The sequence below is a fragment of the Streptomyces sp. NPDC058145 genome (assembly GCF_042884245.1).
Classification (GTDB): Bacteria; Actinomycetota; Actinomycetes; order Streptomycetales; family Streptomycetaceae; genus Streptomyces.
The window spans coordinates 22667-39383 of record NZ_JBHVUH010000023.1; the positions used below are offsets into that span (position 1 = coordinate 22667).

Consider the following 16717-nt stretch of genomic DNA (forward strand, 5'->3'; position numbering starts at 1 on the left):
TCTCATGTCTCAGCTCAGCGGACCCAGCGTCAGATACGCCTGCTGCGGGCCGCCGTCGTGCACCAGCGACTCCTGGTTGCCGACGTCGTCGAAGGCGAAGGCGTACGCCTTGCCGTCGGCCATCTGGGAGTGGACGGCACGCGCGTAGTGGTTGGTCACGCCGTCCTTGTAGAAGTTCGCCGCCGAGGTGTCGGGCTGGTTGGGGTTGCTCAGCAGCGTGGAGCGGTTGAAACCGGCGCACAGCGTACGGGAGATGGGGCCCCGCACGTTGTCGTTGGGCGCGTCCAGCAGCTTGTGGCAGCCGAAGATGCTGGAGGCGTCCGGCTTCTGGAAGCTGGTGACCACCGCGCCGGAGGAGTTGGTGAAGTTCATGACGTTCCCCGACACCCGGCCGAAGTACTTGGTGTTCGGCTGGTCGGTGAAGGGTGTGACGGTCAGGGTCGACGTCGAGTACTTCTGCCACACCCGGTTGACGTAGTCGTCCATGACGTTCGCCGGCAGGGCCCCGGTCTCCACCCCGTACAGCGGGGAGAGCGCGCGCAGCACGGTGCCGTCGGAACGCGTCTGGACCAGGCCGGACCAGCCGCCCGACTGGCCGCGCAGGGTGTTGAACACCGCGTTGTAGCCACCGGACTTCAGGTGGCCGGTGGTGCTCACGCTGCCGTCCGCGCGCTGCACTCCGACCGCGTACGGCGCCGAGAACATGTCCACCTGGGTGCTGTTGAGCCACAGACCGGAGTCGTTCAGCGTGTACTCCGACCAGTTGAACAGGATGTTCCGGTTGGGGTCGGAGGGGTTCTGCACGGCCGGCTGCACCAGGCCGCCGGTGGTCAGCCGGAAGTCCAGCTTCTGGCCGTAGGAGAAGTAGATCCGGCCGGAGAACTTGGGTATCCGGATCGTCTTCGACTGCCCCGGGGCCGGGCCGGCGATCGCCGCGTCCGGTGCCGGGGTCGGCGGATTGCCGCCCGCGGGCCAGGCGTGGAAGGCGCCGCTCTCGTCGGCCCAGCCCTGCCGTCCCGAGGACAGCTGGGTGCCGAGGTCGTACACGTACACGGGCTCGGAACGGCCCGAGTTGTTGGTGATCTTCAGGGGGATGGTGTCCGCGACGGCGGCGCCCGCGCGGTCCGGCGTGCCGAGCGCGAGCACACCGCCCACCAGGGCCGCCGCGGCCGCCAGGGGCAGCACGGGACGCGTGTGACTGGGGAGCACTCTCCACCTCCGTGTGGGGTCGGGGTGGTACGGATATTGGTCCGTACCTGTTCTGAGAGCGCTCTCAGCGTTGCGGCCGATCACGTGCATGTCAATGATTCGGACAAGATCCGGGTGGCGTCCGCGCCGGGGCGGACGCCACGGCGAACCTCAGAAGGCGCGTTCGAGCAGCGCGAGAAGGGCGGCCCAGTGCCGTTCGTCGGCCTCCCGGTCGTAGGCGGTGGTGTCCGTCTGCGTGTACCCGTGCCCGGCCCCCGGATAGACCTCGGAGGTGTGCCGTACGCCGGCGGCGGTGAGCGCGTCCGCCAGGCGCCGGATCTGCTCCTCGGGCATGGACCGGTCCTGGTCGGCGTGGCCGAAGTACAGCTCGGCGGTGATCTGCCCGGCGCCCAGGTGCGGGCTGTCCGGGGCGTCGGTGGCGAGCCGCCCGCCGTGGAAGCCGGCCGCGGCCGCGACCCGGTCCGGGTGGGTGGCCGCCGTCCGCAGGGCCAGCCGGGCGCCCATGCAGTAGCCCGTCAGCGCCACCGGGCCGTCGGTGACCAGGGGACTGCCCGCGAGCCAGTCCAGGTAGGCGTCCGCGTCCCGCCGGGTCTGGTCCGGGGTGAGGGAGGCCATGACCGGGCCGATCCGCTCCCAGATGGTCGGGTCGGCCGACGTGTCGATGAACTCCGGGACCTCCCCGATCGGGGTACGGCCGTGCCGGTAGAAGACGTTGGGCACCAGCACCGTGTAGCCGGCGGCCGCGAGCCGGTCGGCCATCGAGCGCAGTCGCGGGCGCAGCCCGTACGCGTCCTGGTAGAGGAGGACTCCCGGCCGCGGCCGCCCGTCGGCGGGATGGGCGAGATAGGCGTCGGCGACGCCGTCCGCGGTCGGAATGTCTACGTCGGTTCCCCGTACGCCGGTCATGATGTGGAGCCTCCCGGGTGGATCGGCCGAGGGGGACACAGGTGCCCTGTCGGCCCCGGCGTCGGACTCCCGGCTGCCCCGCGACGCCATGCGCGCACGCTCGCCGCACCGGGGCCCCGACCCAAGTACGTCCAGTACGAGGGTCACGGCCCGGCACTCCCCCCAGCCTCCGGCCGCGGGGCCCTCAGGGTGCGCACCTGACACCGCGAGGCCCGCCCTCCGGTTGGACGACGGGAGCCCGACGACAGGGCCGAGCCCTCGCGTGCACGGCTCATGCTGCCACGCAAGATCCACGGGGCCGGGACGGCCTGCCCGTCACTCGAAGCGTGCCGTGTCCCCGGCGCCCCGCCGGACGATCTCGGCCTCACCGCCGGAGAAGTCCACCACCGTGGTCGGCTCGGTGCCGCAGTCCCCGGAGTCGACCACCGCGTCCACCACGTGGTCGAGCCGGTCCTTGATCTCCCAGCCCTGGGTCATCGGCTCCTCCTCGTCCGGCAGCAGCAGGGTGCTGGACAGCAGTGGCTCGCCCAGTTCGGCCAGCAGGGTCTGGGTGACCACGTGGTCGGGGATGCGCACGCCCACCGTCTTCTTCTTCGGGTGCAGCAGCTTGCGCGGCACCTCGCGGGTCGCCGGGAGGATGAAGGTGTAGCTGCCCGGGGTCGACGCCTTGATGGCCCGGAACACGTCGTTGTCGACGCGTACGAACTGGCCGAGCTGCGCGAAGTCCCGGCACATGAGCGTGAAGTGGTGCCGGTCGTCCAGATGGCGGATCGAACGGATCCGGTCCATGCCGTCCCGGCTGCCGATCTGGCAGCCCAGCGCGTAGCAGGAGTCGGTCGGGTATGCGATGAGTGCCCCGGAGCGCACCGCGTCGACGATCTGGCCCATGCTGCGCGGTTGCGGGTTCTCGGGGTGCACGTCGAAGTACTTCGCCATCCGCCGAGCTTAATGCCCTTCCCGGGGCACCGCGGACGCGGCCGGGCCGCGCCCGCCGTGACGGACGTACCTCCCGCCGGTCTGACATAGGTATGAAGTCATACCTATCCTTTCTGTCATGCCCGGACCCAGCGCACCGGCGATGGGCGTCGCCCCCGTCTCCGGCGGCATGCCGGACTCGTTGCGGGCGGCCGTGGTGGCGGGCAGCGACCGGGCGTTCATGAACGGGCTGCACGCGTCCGCCGTGGTCACCGGTGTGCTCTGCCTGCTGGGCGGCCTCCTCGCGGCGGCCGGGATGCGACCGCGCCGGACGCGGACACCGGCGAACGGACCTCCGCAAGCCACTGACGGGCCCGCACCGGAAGCCCCCGGAAATTCGCCTGGTGTAGGACGTGAGTCAGGGGGCATCCGAGGGATGAGCCGCCCGGGGCCTCCCCCCGCCACCGGGCTGCGGCGCCTCCGCCGGCGGTCCAACCCCCCCGGACCGCCGGCGGAGCCATGTCAACGGGCACGGCCGACGGCGCGAAGCGGTGAATCGGGTAACGTCCACATCCGAAACCCGAGGTCAGCGCGAGAACGAGGAGGGGCACGACGTGGCCGGCCGAGCCGACGAGGGCCCCCGCGCCGAGGAGCCGTACGCCACCGACTGGGCCGAGCAACTGCTCGACCATCTGCGCCCCGCGGCCCGCGACCCGCACCGGGTGGCCACCTGGCTGGGAAAGGCACTGCGGGCGACCGTGTGCCTCCAGGACGCACACGGCGGCCTCCTCGCGGGCGAGCCGACGCCGCTCGACGCCGCTGTGCTCGCCGACATGGGCGGCGGCCGGATCTCCTCCGCCGCCCTGGACGACGGCGGGCGCCACGTCCGCATGGTCGCGGTACGGCACCGTGACCAGGGCACGGGCGCCGTGCTGGCCGTGGTCCGCGGTGAACCCTTCGACCGGCGCGCCGCCGAGCTCGTGAACCGCGCCGCCGGCGTGCTCGAACTCCTGCTGCGCCACCGGGAGCTGACCCACGCCGGGCGCCGGCTGCGCCGGGCCGCGGCCGACCTGCGGCTCGCCATCCTGCAGTTGCTGATGGTGGAGGACATCGTCTCCGCCCGCAGGGTCGCCGCGGGTTTGTGGCCGGGCCTGCTCGAGGGGGACACCGCCCGGGTGTACGTGGTCGAGAGCGCCCCCGCCGAGCGGGACGCGCTGGCCGATGCCTGCGCCGACGCCACCGACGGCCAGGCGCTCGTCGTGCGCTGCCCCGCGATGGACGGCCATGTCATCGTCGTCAGCCCCGAGCCCACGGCGGGGCAGCGGCTGCGGTCCCTGATCGACGGCCGGTCCGGCGTCTTCCTCGGCGGCAGCCTGCGCCAGCGCCTCGCCCGCACCGCCACCGCCTACGGCCAGGCCGTCAGCGCCCTCGCCGTCGCCCGCTTCCGCCCGGACCGGACGGCCGTCTACGCCGAACGCACCCACCCCGAGCGCCTCATGGACCCGGCCGCGCTGCACGCCTGGTCCGCCGGAGTGCTGCGCCCCCTCGACGGCCTGCCCCACCACACCCGCGCCGAACTCCTCGCCACCACCCGTCTCGGCCTGGAGTTCACCGCCGTGAGCGCGGCCAAGGTGCTCGGCGTCAGCCGCAACACCGTCCGCGCTCGCATGGACCGCGTCGAGACGCTGATCGGCACGGACTTCTCCGGCCTCACCACCCGAGCCGCCGTCCGGCTCGCGCTCAACTCCGAGGCGGCGCGCGGCCCGTACGACCCCGGCGGCACGGCACCGGGCCCGTCGTCCGGCGTCCGGCTCGGCGACCTGCTCGCCCCGCCCGCGCTGCGCGGCTGGGCCGGGGGCCTCCTCGGCCGCCTGGACGGCGACGGCCGCGATCTGCGCCGCACCCTGCGTGCCTGGCTCGCCGCCGACGCCAACGCCGAGCGCGCGGCACGGGAGCTGGGCGTCCACGCCCAGACCGTGCGCGAGCACGTCCGGGCCGCCGAACCCGTGCTGGAGCGCCAGTTGCTGGCCGGCGGGAGCGATCTGTACGAGGTCGTCCTCGCCCACCTGGCCACCGGCGCCCTCACCGTCCCCGGCCTCCGCGGGGCGAACCGGGGCCAACCGGACTCGGCTGTGCACGAGTGAGTCCCCGGCGCCGCCGGAAGGGCACGGGCGCGGTACCCCTCGCCGTGTCCCGCGCGTAACGTCGGCCGTCCGCGGGGCACGACCGGCACGGGGGACCGGTCGGGGCCCCGCCCCCTTCTTGGCTGCCCGGCTCGACCGGTCTCACCTCGCGGCGGGTTCGGCCGGCAGGTCGAAGACATGGCCGGGGGAGATGATCTTCGTGATCGCCTGCCCGAACAGGGTGCTCGGTTCCTGGTCGTCGTGGCCGATGTCGGTGTTGAGGGCCACCACGAGGGTCGTCCGTGCCTCGGGCAGGTAGACGGTCAGGGTCTCGTAGCCCGGCAGCGAGCCGTTGTGGCCGATCCATCCCTGCACATCGAAGATCCCCAGCCCGTACCCGGCGCCCGGGATCGGCGTGGGCGGTGTGACGAGCCGCTGCGCTTGCGTGGCCGGGCTGATCATCCGCCGGCCGTCCGGGAAGCGGCCGGTCGCCACCGTGGGCGCCCAGGTCCGCAGATCCCCCAGGGTGGAGATCATGGCGCCGGCCGCCCACCCCCACGACGGGTTCCAGTCGGCCGTGCCCTGCACCTTGCCGTCGGCCGTCTGGTCCGTGTAACCCTGCGGGTGCGGGGAGGGGAACTCGGCGCCGGACGGGAACGAGGTGTCCTTCATCCCGGCCGGGACGAGGATGTGCCCACGGATGTAGTCCCCGAGGCCCTGACCGCTCTGCTTCTCGACGACCAGGCCGAGCAGGATGAGATTGGTGTTGCTGTAGTAGAACTTCTGCCCCGGCGGGAACAACACCGGGTGCTTGAAGGCGTAGCCGAGCAACTGCTGGGGCGTGAAAGGGCGTTGCGGATCGGATGTGAGCGCCTTGAAGAAGCCGTCGTCCTCGGAGTAGTTGAACAGCCCGCTGCGCATCCCGGCCAGTTCGCGCAGGGTGATCCGGTCCCCGTTCGGCACCCCGTCGACGTACTTGCCGATCGGGTCGTCCAGGCCGGCCTTACCCTCGTCCACCAGTTGCAGCAGCGCCGTCACGGTGAACGTCTTGGTCTCGCTGCCGATCCGGACGTACATGTCCGGCGCCATCTTCCGGCCGTCGCTCTTGTCGGCCACGCCGAAGGAACGGACGTAACTGCCGCGGTCCGGCGTCCAGACGCCGACGGTCACGCCGGGCACGTTCGCCGTACGCATCACCTGCCGCACGGCGGCGTCGAGTTGACGGGTCACATCCGGGGTGAGGGCGCGGACGGCGTTCGGTCCGGAGGGGGCCGGGCTCGGCGAGCCGGTGGCGGACGCGGCGGGTACGGCGGTCTGCGCCGCCCCGGCGGGAGCGCCGGTGAGCGGTACCGTCAGTGTCCCCACCACGACGGTGACCGCGGCCCCCCTGCGCAGGCGTGCGAGCGAATGCGACATGGGCGACTCCAACCACATGAGAGCCGGACGTGCGGTGGGCGAGACGTCGGAGCCCTGCCTGCTCAGCATAGGGGCGCCGACCGCACCCCGCCCGTCGGCCGGGCGGCGGCGTCGCGGTCGCCCGCCCCCGCCCAACTCGTGGCGGAGCGGCGGTCTTCGGGACGGTCCGTCAACGCCCGCACAGGGGAGCCGTGACCGCCAGCATGCCGTTGGCCTGCCGCAGCGCCGTCTCCAGGGTGCCGGGCGTGTGCAGCGCGCCGGTGCCGTCCGGTGGGACCAGCCACTCCAGGGAGCGGGCGGGCCGGTACGGCGGCGGCACGGCGACCCAGGATCCCTTGGTCGCGTACCGCAGGCCGGCGCCGACCCAGCCGCCGGCCGGGTCGGGCGGCAGGAAGAACCCGACCCGTCCCGCGGTGGTGTCCACCAGGGTCGGGCCGGGCACGGGCAGTGCGGGCCGCCACAGCAGGTCCAGGGTGAGCAGACCGAGCCGGTCGGGCACGCTCAGCACGTCCCAGAAGCGGCCCGCCTCCAGGACCGAGATGCCGTCGCCGTGGTCCCACTCCCGCTTGCAGGCCCGCGGATCGGCCGCCGCGGCGGCGAGCCACTCCACGCCCCGTGTCCACATCGCGTTCGTCATGCACTGCTCCGGGTGATTCGCTCGTCCGCCCGCGGCGCGGGAAACGGTCATGACCGGGCACTCGGTGCACGCGCACGCCAACCCGGCATATGCATGTTGGTAGATATTTCTATCTGGCGGAAGGGGTGGCGCAGCCTGGCGTTTGAGGGGCGAGATCGGCACCCCTGTGTCCATTGGCCGAGCCGCAGTCGAATCGATCGCAGTGACAATCGATTCGAGTGTCAGATCTTGCTCATGTCATCGGTCCAGTCGTACGCTCCCGCTGTTCCGTCGCCCAGCACGTACCGAGGTACTCCATGGACCGCAAGCGTCTGCACGCCCTCCTGGCCCGCGAGAGCGCCGAGGCCGAACGCCGCAACCCGCGCTCCAGGGCGGCCTATGCCAGAGCCGACCACCTCTTCGGCCGGGTGCCGATGACCTGGATGAACAAGACCGCCGGCTCCTTCCCCCGCTACCTCGCGGGGGCACGCGGCGCCCGGGTCACCGACGTGGACGGGCACGAGTACATCGACTTCTGCCTCGGTGACACGGGCGCGATGGCCGGTCACTCGCCGGCCCCGGTGACCGAGGCGGTCCAGCACCGGTACGCGACGCTGGGCGGGGCCACCGCCATGCTGCCCACCGAGGACGCCGAGTGGGTCGGCGCCGAGCTGACCCGGCGCTTCGGCCTGGCCCGCTGGAGCTTCTCGCTGACCGCGACCGACGCCAACCGGTGGGCGATCCGGCTCGCCCGGGCCGTCACCGGCCGCCCGAAGATCCTGTTCAACAGCTACTGCTACCACGGCAGCGTCGACGAGTCGCTGATCGTCGTCGGTCCCGACGGCCGGGGCGCGGACCGCCCCGGCAATGTCGGCGCCCCGTGCGACGTCACCCTGACCAGCCGGGTCGCCGAGTTCAACGACCTCGCCGGGCTGGAAAGCGAGCTGGCCCACGGCGACGTCGCCGCCGTGCTCATGGAACCCGCGCTCACCAACATCGGCATCGTGCTGCCCGAGCCCGGCTATCTCGCCGGCGTCCGCGAACTGACCCGGCGGTACGGCGTGCTGCTGATCAACGACGAGACCCACACCTTCTCCGCCGGACCCGGCGGCTGCACGGCCGCCTGGGACCTCGACGCCGACCTGCTGACCATCGGCAAGGCGATCGGCGGCGGCATCCCGGCCGGCGCGTACGGCCTGTCCGCCGAACTGGCCGAGCGGCTGCTGGGCCGCGACGACCTGGACCTCGTGGACATGGGCGGCGTCGGCGGCACCCTCGCCGGGAACGCCCTGTCGGTCGCCGCGACCCGCGCCACCCTGGAGCACGTGCTCACCGACGAGGCCTTCGCCCGCATGACGGGGCTCTCGGAACGCTTCGAGGCGGGCGTCCGGGCCGGCATCGAGGCCCACCGGCTGCCCTGGTCCGTCAGCCGGCTCGGCGCCCGCACCGAGTACCGTTTCACCTCCCCGGCGCCCCGCACCGGCACCGAGTCCGCGGCCGCGGCCGACCCGGAGCTGGAGGACTTCCTGCACCTCTACCTCGCCAACCGGGGCATCCTGCTGACCCCGTTCCACAACATGGCGCTGATGTGCCCCGACACCACCGAGCAGGACGTCGACACCCACACCGAGGTCTTCGCCGCGGCCCTGGCCGAACTGGCGGAGTGAGAGAGGACGGCCGGCACAGATGGACGAGATCGACCGCGCCATCCTGCGCGAGCTGCAGACCGACGGCCGCATCGCCTACGCCGACCTCGGCCCCAGGGTCGGCCTGTCCGCGTCGGCGGCCCGGCAGCGACTGCAGCGCCTGCTGGACTCGAAGGCCGTCCAGGTCGTCGGCGTCACCGACCCGATGGCCATGGGCGGGCAGGCCATGGCCCTGCTCGGCATCGGCGTCGAAGGCGACCCGCGCACCGTCGCCGACGCGCTCGCCGCACGCCCCGAGGTGGTCTACTCGGTGCTCACCGCCGGCGGCTTCGACCTGTTCGCGGAGGTGGTCGCGCCGGGTCCCAAGGACCTGCTGGACTTCGTCAACGACGTGGTCCGGCCGATCGAGGGCGTCCGGGAGATCCAGTCCTTCCCGTACTTCGGGATCCACACCCACCGGTTCCTCTGGGACGTGGGCTGACCGGTGTGACACGTCGCCGGACACCGGGGCGCCGGTCAGGCGACCGGTGGCCGGGGGGCGAGCACCAGCATGGTGGCGTCGTCGCGGACCTCGTAGCTGAGCCGCGCCAGGTCCGCCCACACCGCGCCGGGCAGCTCGGCCGGGCCGGCGGTGGCCAGGTGGGCGAGCCGCTCGGGCAGCGGATAGAAGGCGCCGGCGGCGTTCCGCGCCTCCCAGACCCCGTCCGAGGCCAGCAGCAGCCGGTCGCCCGGGGCGAGGGCGAGCGTGACCTCCTTCGGCGGATCGAGACCGACCAGCCCGATGCCCAACGGCGGACCCGGGGCCACGGTCGCCTCGCGGGCCTGCCCCTCGTGCAGCAGCACGGGCGGCGGATGACCGCAGGCCACCACCCGCACCGCGCCGGCGTCGCCGGTGAACTCCAGCAGCACGGCGGTGGCGAACAGCTCCGTCTGCCCGTCGCCGGCCGCGTCCACCCCGAGTCTTCGGTCCATCCGGGCCGCGACCGCCTCCAGGTCCGGCTGGTCGAGGGCCGCCTCACGGAACGCGCCCAGCAGCGACACCACCGTCGCCATCGCCGCCAGGCCGTGCCCCCGCACGTCACCCATCACCGCGCGGACACCGCCGGGTCCGTCCCGCACGTCGAAGAAGTCGCCGCCCACCAGCGTCCCGTCCTGCGCGGCCCGGTAGAAGCCGGCGCAGCCGATCGGCCCGACCCGCTCCGGCAGCGGTGGCATCACCGCCCGCTGCACGGCCTCCCCGATCGCCCGCTCCACGACCAGCTGGGCGTCCCGGTGACTGCGCACGTATGACACGAACACACTCAGCAGGGCGACGAACACGATGGTCAGCAGGTCGGTGTTGCCGGGGCGGTTGAGATGCGTGGCCGGCACGTTCAGCACCACGACGACCGCGCCGCCGAGCGCGGCCGTCGCCCAGGGCCCGTACGACAGGACCGCGAGCGGCGGGATCGCGCCCAGCAGGAATCCGAGATCACGCGCCTCCGGGGTGACGAAGGTGGCCGCGGTCACCGCCACGAGCAGCACCACCGGCAGCACCCGCACCCACCGCGGCGGCGGCGCCCCCCGCAGCCAGCCGCGATCCTCCACATCCCGACGCGACGCCCCGCCGCGCACCCAAGTCACACTCCCACGCTACGCCGCCCCCGGACCCCTCACCTCCCTCCGCCGCCCCTCCGGATGGGGGCCCTGGGGGCCCGGGCGGTCCGGCGGGGGAGCCCTGGGGGCCTGGGCGTGTGCCACGAAGCCCTCGGCTTTCATTGCTCGCGCGTCGGGCCCGCGCGAGGCGGACCCGGCCGGGCCACTCGGCGTCCCCCGACCGGTGAGCTCCCCGAGCGGCCGGTGGCCCTTCCGCGGTCGTGTGCCCGGCCGTACAGGGGTCGGCGCCCGGCGGGGAGCCTTTGGCGGTGCGTGTCGGCTGGGGCCGCGCGTTGGGCCGGTCGGTCCGGCGGCCCGGTGTGTCGTCCCGGCTGTCTCGCCCGCCGTCTGCGCGGCCGCCGGGCCCGACCGGCTTCCGCCCGGCCGGGGGGCCGCCGACCGGGGGGCCGCCTTGGGATGTGCGCCTGGCGGGGGAAGGACCCGGGTCCCGTCGCCCGGCGGGCCCTCGGCGTGGGCGTGTCCACCGGGTGGGAACGTCTTGCCGTCCGGTGGCCCGTTCCGGGCCGTGCGCCCGGACGGTTCCGCCCCCCCCGTGCTCTGCCCGGCGCCGGGGTGCCGGGGCCGGGGAGCCTTCGCGGGCCACCACTCGGAGATCCGCTGCGCCCCCGCCGGTCGGCCCACGACGGGCCCGCCCCGCGGTGGGCGGGCCACCGGGCGCGGAGCGCGATGACCGGTCGGACTAGTCGGCCACCGTGTGCCCGGCCAAGCGGGCCTCGGCCGTGGAGAGGATCTCGGTGATGCGGAGGCCGAAGGTGGCGTCGCAGGGGTGGGGGCGGCCGGTGCGGGCCGCGGTCAGGAGGGCGTCGGCGGCGCGGGTGAGGGCGGGAACCGCGCCCTCGGAGCTCCTCGGCAGCACGGCCGTCCCGGCCTCGCCGCGCAGCTCGAGGTCGGCCCCGGCCGCCGCCGGCGGGGCCGTCAGGCTCAGGGTGAGCGTGCTCGACGCGCCGGTGGCGTGGTCGAGGACCAGGTGCACGGTGTCGGCGGGGCCGTGCGTCGCGGCCGCCACCGCCCGGACATCGCCGAGCACCGGCAGCAGCAGGGAGAGCGCGTGCGGTCCCACGTCCCACAGCGCGCCCTTCTCCCGCCGCCAGGGGGAGTGCGCGAACGGGCTGTCACTGGTGAACACCGCCCCCAGCCACTGCGCCCGCGCCGTGAACCAGCCCGCAACGGCGGCCTGTTCCTCGATCCACGCCTCCGGCTCCTTCTGGAAGCGGGTGGTGAAGAACACCACGGAGGCCACCTGGGCCCGCTCCACCGCCTCGACGACGGCCCGCCCCTCGGCCACCCCCGCCGCCAGCGGCTTGTCCAGCAGCAGATGACGGCCCGCCCGCGCGGCCCGCACCGCCAACTCCGCCTGCACGGACGGCGGCACCGCCATCGCGACCGCGTCCACGTCGGCGAGGAGCGCGTCCACGTCGTCGTACGCCCGTACCCCGTACCGCGCCGCCAGCTCGGCGGCCGCGTCCGGGCGGCGGCCCCACACCCCGGTGAAGTCCAGGCCGGGGTGCCCGGCGAGGGCGGGGGCGTGGGCCGCCTGGGCCCACGGGCCCGTTCCCAGCAGTGCGATGCGCATGTCGTCTTCCTTTCTCCGGACCGGACTCGACGGCGTCACGGCGCCGCGTCCCGGTCGCCGCCCGCGTCCGGCACCGCCGCCTCGCCGTCGCCCGCCAGCCACCGTGCGATGGTCTCGGCGATCGGCTGCCCGGTGTCCATCTCCACGAAGCCGAACTGGCCCGACTGGTTGCACTCCAGGAACCACCAGATCCCGTCCGCGTCCTCTGCGAAGTCGAAGGCACCGTAGGCGAGTTCGGCGTCCTTCATGTAGCGGTGGACGGCCTCGGCGACGCGTGCCGGCACCTCCGCCGGGAGCCAGGGCGAGACCGACGGCGCGAAGCGCACGTCCACGTCGTCGGGGTGGCCGTCCGGATCGGCCGGCTTGCGTGCGGCCAGCAGCCGGTCGCCGACGACGGTGAGCCGGATGTCGGCCCGCTTCGGTATCCGCCGCTGCAGCAGGGTCGGGCCGAAGGCGACGGCGGTGAAGTCCGCGTCCGGCGCGACCCGGCTGGTGGGCACCGCGCGCGGCGGCTCCTGCGGATGCGCGCCGGAGACGGGCTTGACCACCAGGTCCGGGAAGCGCTCGGCGAACTCCCGGGCCGCCTGCGGGAATGTCGTGATCAGTGTCGCCGGCACGGCGAGGCCGCTGTCCTGCGCGAGGCGCAACTGCCAGGGCTTGTGCCGGGCGCGGCGAGCCGCGTCCGGATGGTTCATCCAGCGTGCGCCGGTGGAGCGCAGCATGCCGTACAGCGCCTGGGCGGACTCCTCCGTCAGCCAGGCGGACGGCTGGACGGCGCGGGCGGCCGCTTCCCCCGGCCGGCGCACCCAGACGGAGCGCAGGCCGCTCATGCTCACCAGGCGCCCGCCGACGGACAGATGCCCGCGACAGGCGCCGTGCACGAACTCGCCCGACAGGGCGACCCCGTTGGTGAGGTCGGCGGGATCCAGCCGGACCACGGGCACACCGGACTGGCGCAGCCGGAGCACCACCATGTCCGCTGTCACGTCCTCTTCACTGGTCAGGATGAGCACGGTCATCTTCCGTGGGCCCGCGGTCAGTCGTCGAAGTGCGTCTTGGACCCGGCGGTCGAGGTCGTTGTCCCCAATGCTCTCAGCGTGGCGTGGTCGGTGGCGGCGATCCGCCCGTCCGGGAGGACGTTCAACTGCAGTCCGGAGTCGTACGCGTACGGAGTGGTGACGTCCAACTGCACAGCAGGGCGCGCGTAGTTGAGCGTGAACGGTTGCATTGGTCTCTCCCTGATTCGGCTTTCACGTCCTTATACGAATCGAACGGGTGATTGGTTTCCTTACGCTCCGTAACCATGGTCGGAAGCAAGGCCGTTCGGCGGCGTCGGGTACTAGGACGCCGGCAGGGGCCGCGAGGCTGCGCGCGGTCGCCGCGGATTCATCCGGCCAGGGCCCCACGTGCCGCGGCGACGGCCTGTTCCGCGTATCCGCGTCCGAACAGCACCACGTGCACCAGCAGCGGAAAGAGCTGGTGGAGACCGACCCGGCCCCGCCAGCCGTCCGCCAGGGGCGCGGCCTCCGTATAGCCGGCCAGCACCCGGTCCAGCCGGGGGCAGCCGAACAGCTGGAGCATCGCCAGGTCGGTCTCGCGGTGGCCGCCGTGCGCGGCCGGGTCGATGAGCCGTACCTCCCCGTCCGCGCCCCACAGCACATTGCCGTTCCACAGGTCGCCGTGCAGCCGGGCGGGCGGCTCGGCCGGCCCCGCGAGGTCCGGCAGCCGCGCGCAGACCCGCTCGATCAGGGCGGCCTCCTCGCGCCGCAGGGTGCCGGCGTCGACCGCGGCCCGCAGATAAGGCAGCACCCGGTGTTCGGAGTACCACTTGGGCCAGTCGGCCGCCGGCGCGTTGCACATGGGCGCGGCGCCGATGTACGCCTCCGCGGGCCCGCCGGGCGGCGGCGCGCCGAACGCGGGCGCTCCGGCGGCGTGCAGGGCGGCCAGGGCGCGGCCGAAACGCAGCGCCCCCGTGTCGCCCGGCTGCCCGGTCGGCACGCGCTCGGTGACCATCCACCGCTCGTCATGGCCGAGCACCGCCGGTACCCGCACCGCGCCCGCCTCACCCAGCCAGCGCAGCCCGGCCACCTCGGCGCGCACCGCGCCCGGGGCGTCGCCGCGCTTGACCATCACCACCGTGCCGCCCTCGAGCGTCACTTCGGCGGGTGACCCGGACGGCGCCCGCGCAGCCGTGACCCGGCACCCGGTGAGCCGGGACGCCACCCGCCCTGGTTCCTCGTCTCGGTTGACCACGGCCTCAGCGTACGACCCGTGAATGAGGCCTTTCTGAGGACGCTTCGGCCATTGCCCCGGCCGGTTTCAGCCGGATTCGGGCAGGTCGGCGGCTGTCACCGCGCCGCGGACGGCCGCAGGGTCAGCCCCACCGGGTTGCCGGGCGGCAGCAGCCCCGACTCCCCGACGGCGCGGGCCAGCGGCTCCAGCAGCCCGGCGAGGCGCGCGGTGCGCTCCGCGCCCAGCGCGCGCCACGGACGCCCGGCCGCCTCGTCGGTCCGCCGCTCGACGAGCGCCCGGCCCGCGACGCCCGCGGGGGTCGGCGAACCGTCCGCGGCGAGGAACCCGCGCTCGCGCAGGGCGTGCTCGGCCGCCGTCCAGTCCTCCGGCTCCCACTTCCGGGTCTCCCGCAGGAACGGCCCGTCCGACTCGCCGGCGGCCGCCTTGAGCACCATGGCCTCCAGCGGACCGATCCCCAGGCTCACCAGCACCGCGACATGCCCGTCGCCCCGGTGCTCCCGCAGCGTCGTCACCGCCTGCCACAGCCGCGCGGTCGCCCGCCCGGGCCGCTCCAGCGCCTGGTTCGCGGCGGCCAGCACCCGGCCCGTGGTGTCCGCCGCCGCAGCCGCCTCCCACGCGAGGTCGGCCGCCTCCGCGAACTCCGCGGACCGCGCCACCTCCGCCCCGAACAGGCGGGTCATCGCCGCGTCCATGGCCTCACCGCGGGCCGCCAGCACCTCCGCCGGAGCCGCGTACTCCCAGGCGTCGGGCAGCGCGCGGGCGACCCGGGCGGGGTGGAAGACGTAGAAGGAACTCGTCACCACGCACGGGGCCACCGGGCCCAGCGGGGCCGCGCGCAGCGCGAAGTACCCCATCCAGTACCCGCGCATCCCGAGCCCGTCCGCCGCCCGCCGCGCCTCGGGCGCGAAGTACACCAGATCGTGCACCGGCTCGAACCGCTCCCACATGTCCCGTGCCGTCGCGTCCACCACCGCTTCCTCCCACCACGTCGCCCCGCCGGGCCACCGTCCAGCCGGCCTGCCGCCGAACAGCCTGCTCTATGACGCCGGTCATAACAAGGGGCTTCCGGGCGCCCGCACGGACGGGGTCCCGGCGTCGCGGGGTCAGCGCGGCACGGCCCGGACCCGTCCCACGGCGTTGCCGAGCAGTTCGGTGAACCACACGCCCCCGTCGGGACCCGCGGTGACGCGGAACGGCACCCCGTCGGCGCCGCCCGGCACCGGAAAGGAGGTGATCACGCCGCCCGCGTCGATCCGCCCGATCCGGCCGGCCTGGTCGGCGTACCACACCCGGCCGTCGGGCCCGCGCGTGATCCCGGCCGGGCCGCTGTCCGGATCGGGCGGCCGGAACCCGGTGACATGTCCGAAGAAGTCGATCCGGCCGACCGGGTCCGGGCCGGACATGGTGAACCACATGCCGCCCGGCCCGGCGACGATCGCGTCGGGGAAGCCGCCGTCGCGGGGCAGCGGGAACTCGGTGATCCGTCCGGTGACGCCGATCCGCCCGATCCTGCCGCCGGCCGGCTCCGTGAACCACAGCGCGCCGTCGGCGCCCGCCGCGATGGAGCGGACGGCGGCGTCCGGGGTCGGCACCGGGTACTCGGTGATGCGGCCCGAGGTGGTGATCCGGCCGATCCTGTTGCCGTTCTGCTCGGTGAACCACAGGGCGCCGTCCGGCCCGGTCGCGATCCCGGCCGGGAATCCGTCCGTCGTGGGCACCCGGAACTCCGTGAGCCGCCCGGAGGTGGTGATCCGGCCGATCCGGTTCGCCTTTCCCTCGGTGAACCACAGCGCCCGGTCGGGGCCGGCCGTGATGTCGAGGGGGAGGCTGTCCGGGCCGGAGGTGGGGAAGTCGGTGACGTCGCCCTCGGCGCTGATCCGCCCGATGCGGCCGGCCCCCGACCCCGCGAACCACAGTGCCCCGTCAGGACCGGTGGTGATCCCGGCGGGGAGCGTGCCGGCCGTGGTGGTGATCGGATGCACCGTCACATCCCCCACGTCCGCCCGGGCCGGAGCCGAGACCGTGGCGGCCCCGGTCAGCGCGCCCAGTGAGGCCACGAGGAAGCGGCGGACCGGGTGCCGTCCGGCCAGGGTGACGCGGGGCATGGAACGGCCCCCTTCTCGGCGGGCCGGGGAACGGGTGCGCCGCCGTCATGTGATGCATCGTCGGGTTCCCGTCATGCATGCCACCGCCGCCGTACGGCCGGATCGGCCCGGAAGAGGGACATCCGTGCCGGGAGCCGGGGGCAGGCCTGCGCGCCACCGGGTGACGCGCACTGCCCCGGACGGGGGGTGCTCCGGCGTGTCGCTGGGACAGACGGGTGGCGCGATGACCCGGCTGGGCCGCCCGGATGGTGCGCGGCGACCCCCTGACTGACGGTGGTTCATGTCGAGGCCGGGCCCAT

15 protein-coding genes are annotated in these 16717 nt (G+C 74.1%); 3 read left to right on the top strand and 12 right to left on the bottom strand.

The window, feature by feature from the left end; genetic code table 11:
• Positions 1-9: 9 nt before the first annotated feature.
• The 3 genes from ACFVVO_RS35585 to ACFVVO_RS35595 form a co-directional block, all read right to left on the bottom strand.
• Positions 10-1209 carry a glycoside hydrolase family 64 protein gene (locus ACFVVO_RS35585; RefSeq protein WP_390060669.1) on the bottom strand — a complete coding sequence of 400 codons (1200 nt, stop codon included), beginning with the start codon at positions 1207-1209 and terminating at the stop codon, positions 10-12.
• 150 nt (positions 1210-1359) lie between these two features.
• The gene (locus ACFVVO_RS35590; RefSeq protein WP_390060671.1) at positions 1360-2115 is read right to left on the bottom strand and encodes a dienelactone hydrolase family protein; all 756 of its coding nucleotides are present in this window, start codon (positions 2113-2115) and stop codon (positions 1360-1362) included.
• Positions 2116-2430: 315 nt separating this feature from the next.
• On the bottom strand, positions 2431-3051 hold the full coding sequence (locus tag ACFVVO_RS35595; RefSeq protein ID WP_390060673.1) for an L-threonylcarbamoyladenylate synthase: 621 nt from the start codon (positions 3049-3051) through the stop codon (positions 2431-2433).
• 593 nt (positions 3052-3644) lie between these two features.
• Between ACFVVO_RS35595 and ACFVVO_RS35600 the strand changes: the two genes are divergently transcribed.
• Positions 3645-5174 (top strand): helix-turn-helix domain-containing protein, encoded by a 1530-nt coding sequence (locus ACFVVO_RS35600; protein WP_390060674.1) that lies wholly within the window; start codon positions 3645-3647, stop codon positions 5172-5174.
• Between the two features lie 141 nt (positions 5175-5315).
• On the opposite strand, the gene ACFVVO_RS35605 is transcribed toward ACFVVO_RS35600, so the two are convergent.
• Both ACFVVO_RS35605 and ACFVVO_RS35610 read right to left on the bottom strand, forming a co-directional pair.
• Positions 5316-6569, bottom strand: coding sequence for a serine hydrolase domain-containing protein (locus ACFVVO_RS35605; protein ID WP_390060676.1), 1254 nt, complete (start codon positions 6567-6569; stop codon positions 5316-5318).
• A 169-nt stretch (positions 6570-6738) separates the two neighbouring features.
• Positions 6739-7206: a hypothetical protein gene (locus tag ACFVVO_RS35610; protein WP_390060678.1), complete on the bottom strand. Its 468-nt coding sequence runs from the start codon at positions 7204-7206 to the stop codon at positions 6739-6741.
• Between the two features lie 296 nt (positions 7207-7502).
• Here ACFVVO_RS35610 and ACFVVO_RS35615 point away from each other — a divergent pair, with 296 nt between their 5' ends.
• On the top strand, positions 7503-8852 hold the full coding sequence (locus ACFVVO_RS35615) for a transaminase (protein ID WP_390060680.1): 1350 nt from the start codon (positions 7503-7505) through the stop codon (positions 8850-8852).
• A 19-nt stretch (positions 8853-8871) separates the two neighbouring features.
• Positions 8872-9312: an Lrp/AsnC family transcriptional regulator gene (locus ACFVVO_RS35620; protein WP_390060682.1), complete on the top strand. Its 441-nt coding sequence runs from the start codon at positions 8872-8874 to the stop codon at positions 9310-9312.
• 35 nt (positions 9313-9347) lie between these two features.
• On the opposite strand, the gene ACFVVO_RS35625 is transcribed toward ACFVVO_RS35620, so the two are convergent.
• The 7 genes from ACFVVO_RS35625 to ACFVVO_RS35655 all read right to left on the bottom strand — a co-directional run bounded on the left by ACFVVO_RS35625 (position 9348) and on the right by ACFVVO_RS35655 (position 16418).
• Positions 9348-10418 (bottom strand): PP2C family protein-serine/threonine phosphatase, encoded by a 1071-nt coding sequence (locus tag ACFVVO_RS35625; RefSeq protein ID WP_390060683.1) that lies wholly within the window; start codon positions 10416-10418, stop codon positions 9348-9350.
• 748 nt (positions 10419-11166) lie between these two features.
• Positions 11167-12060, bottom strand: coding sequence for a Gfo/Idh/MocA family protein (locus ACFVVO_RS35630; protein WP_390060685.1), 894 nt, complete (start codon positions 12058-12060; stop codon positions 11167-11169).
• A 35-nt stretch (positions 12061-12095) separates the two neighbouring features.
• Positions 12096-13079, bottom strand: a complete 984-nt coding sequence (gene tgmB, locus ACFVVO_RS35635) for an ATP-grasp ribosomal peptide maturase (RefSeq protein ID WP_390060687.1) — start codon at positions 13077-13079, stop codon at positions 12096-12098.
• Positions 13080-13096: 17 nt separating this feature from the next.
• Positions 13097-13288, bottom strand: coding sequence for a putative ATP-grasp-modified RiPP (tgmA, locus tag ACFVVO_RS35640; protein WP_020938095.1), 192 nt, complete (start codon positions 13286-13288; stop codon positions 13097-13099).
• A gap of 158 nt (positions 13289-13446) precedes the next feature.
• On the bottom strand, positions 13447-14283 hold the full coding sequence (locus ACFVVO_RS35645) for a fructosamine kinase family protein (protein WP_390060725.1): 837 nt from the start codon (positions 14281-14283) through the stop codon (positions 13447-13449).
• 125 nt (positions 14284-14408) lie between these two features.
• Positions 14409-15281 (bottom strand): hypothetical protein, encoded by an 873-nt coding sequence (locus ACFVVO_RS35650; RefSeq protein WP_390060688.1) that lies wholly within the window; start codon positions 15279-15281, stop codon positions 14409-14411.
• 135 nt (positions 15282-15416) lie between these two features.
• Positions 15417-16418, bottom strand: coding sequence for a hypothetical protein (locus ACFVVO_RS35655; protein ID WP_390060689.1), 1002 nt, complete (start codon positions 16416-16418; stop codon positions 15417-15419).
• Positions 16419-16717: the final 299 nt, after the last annotated feature.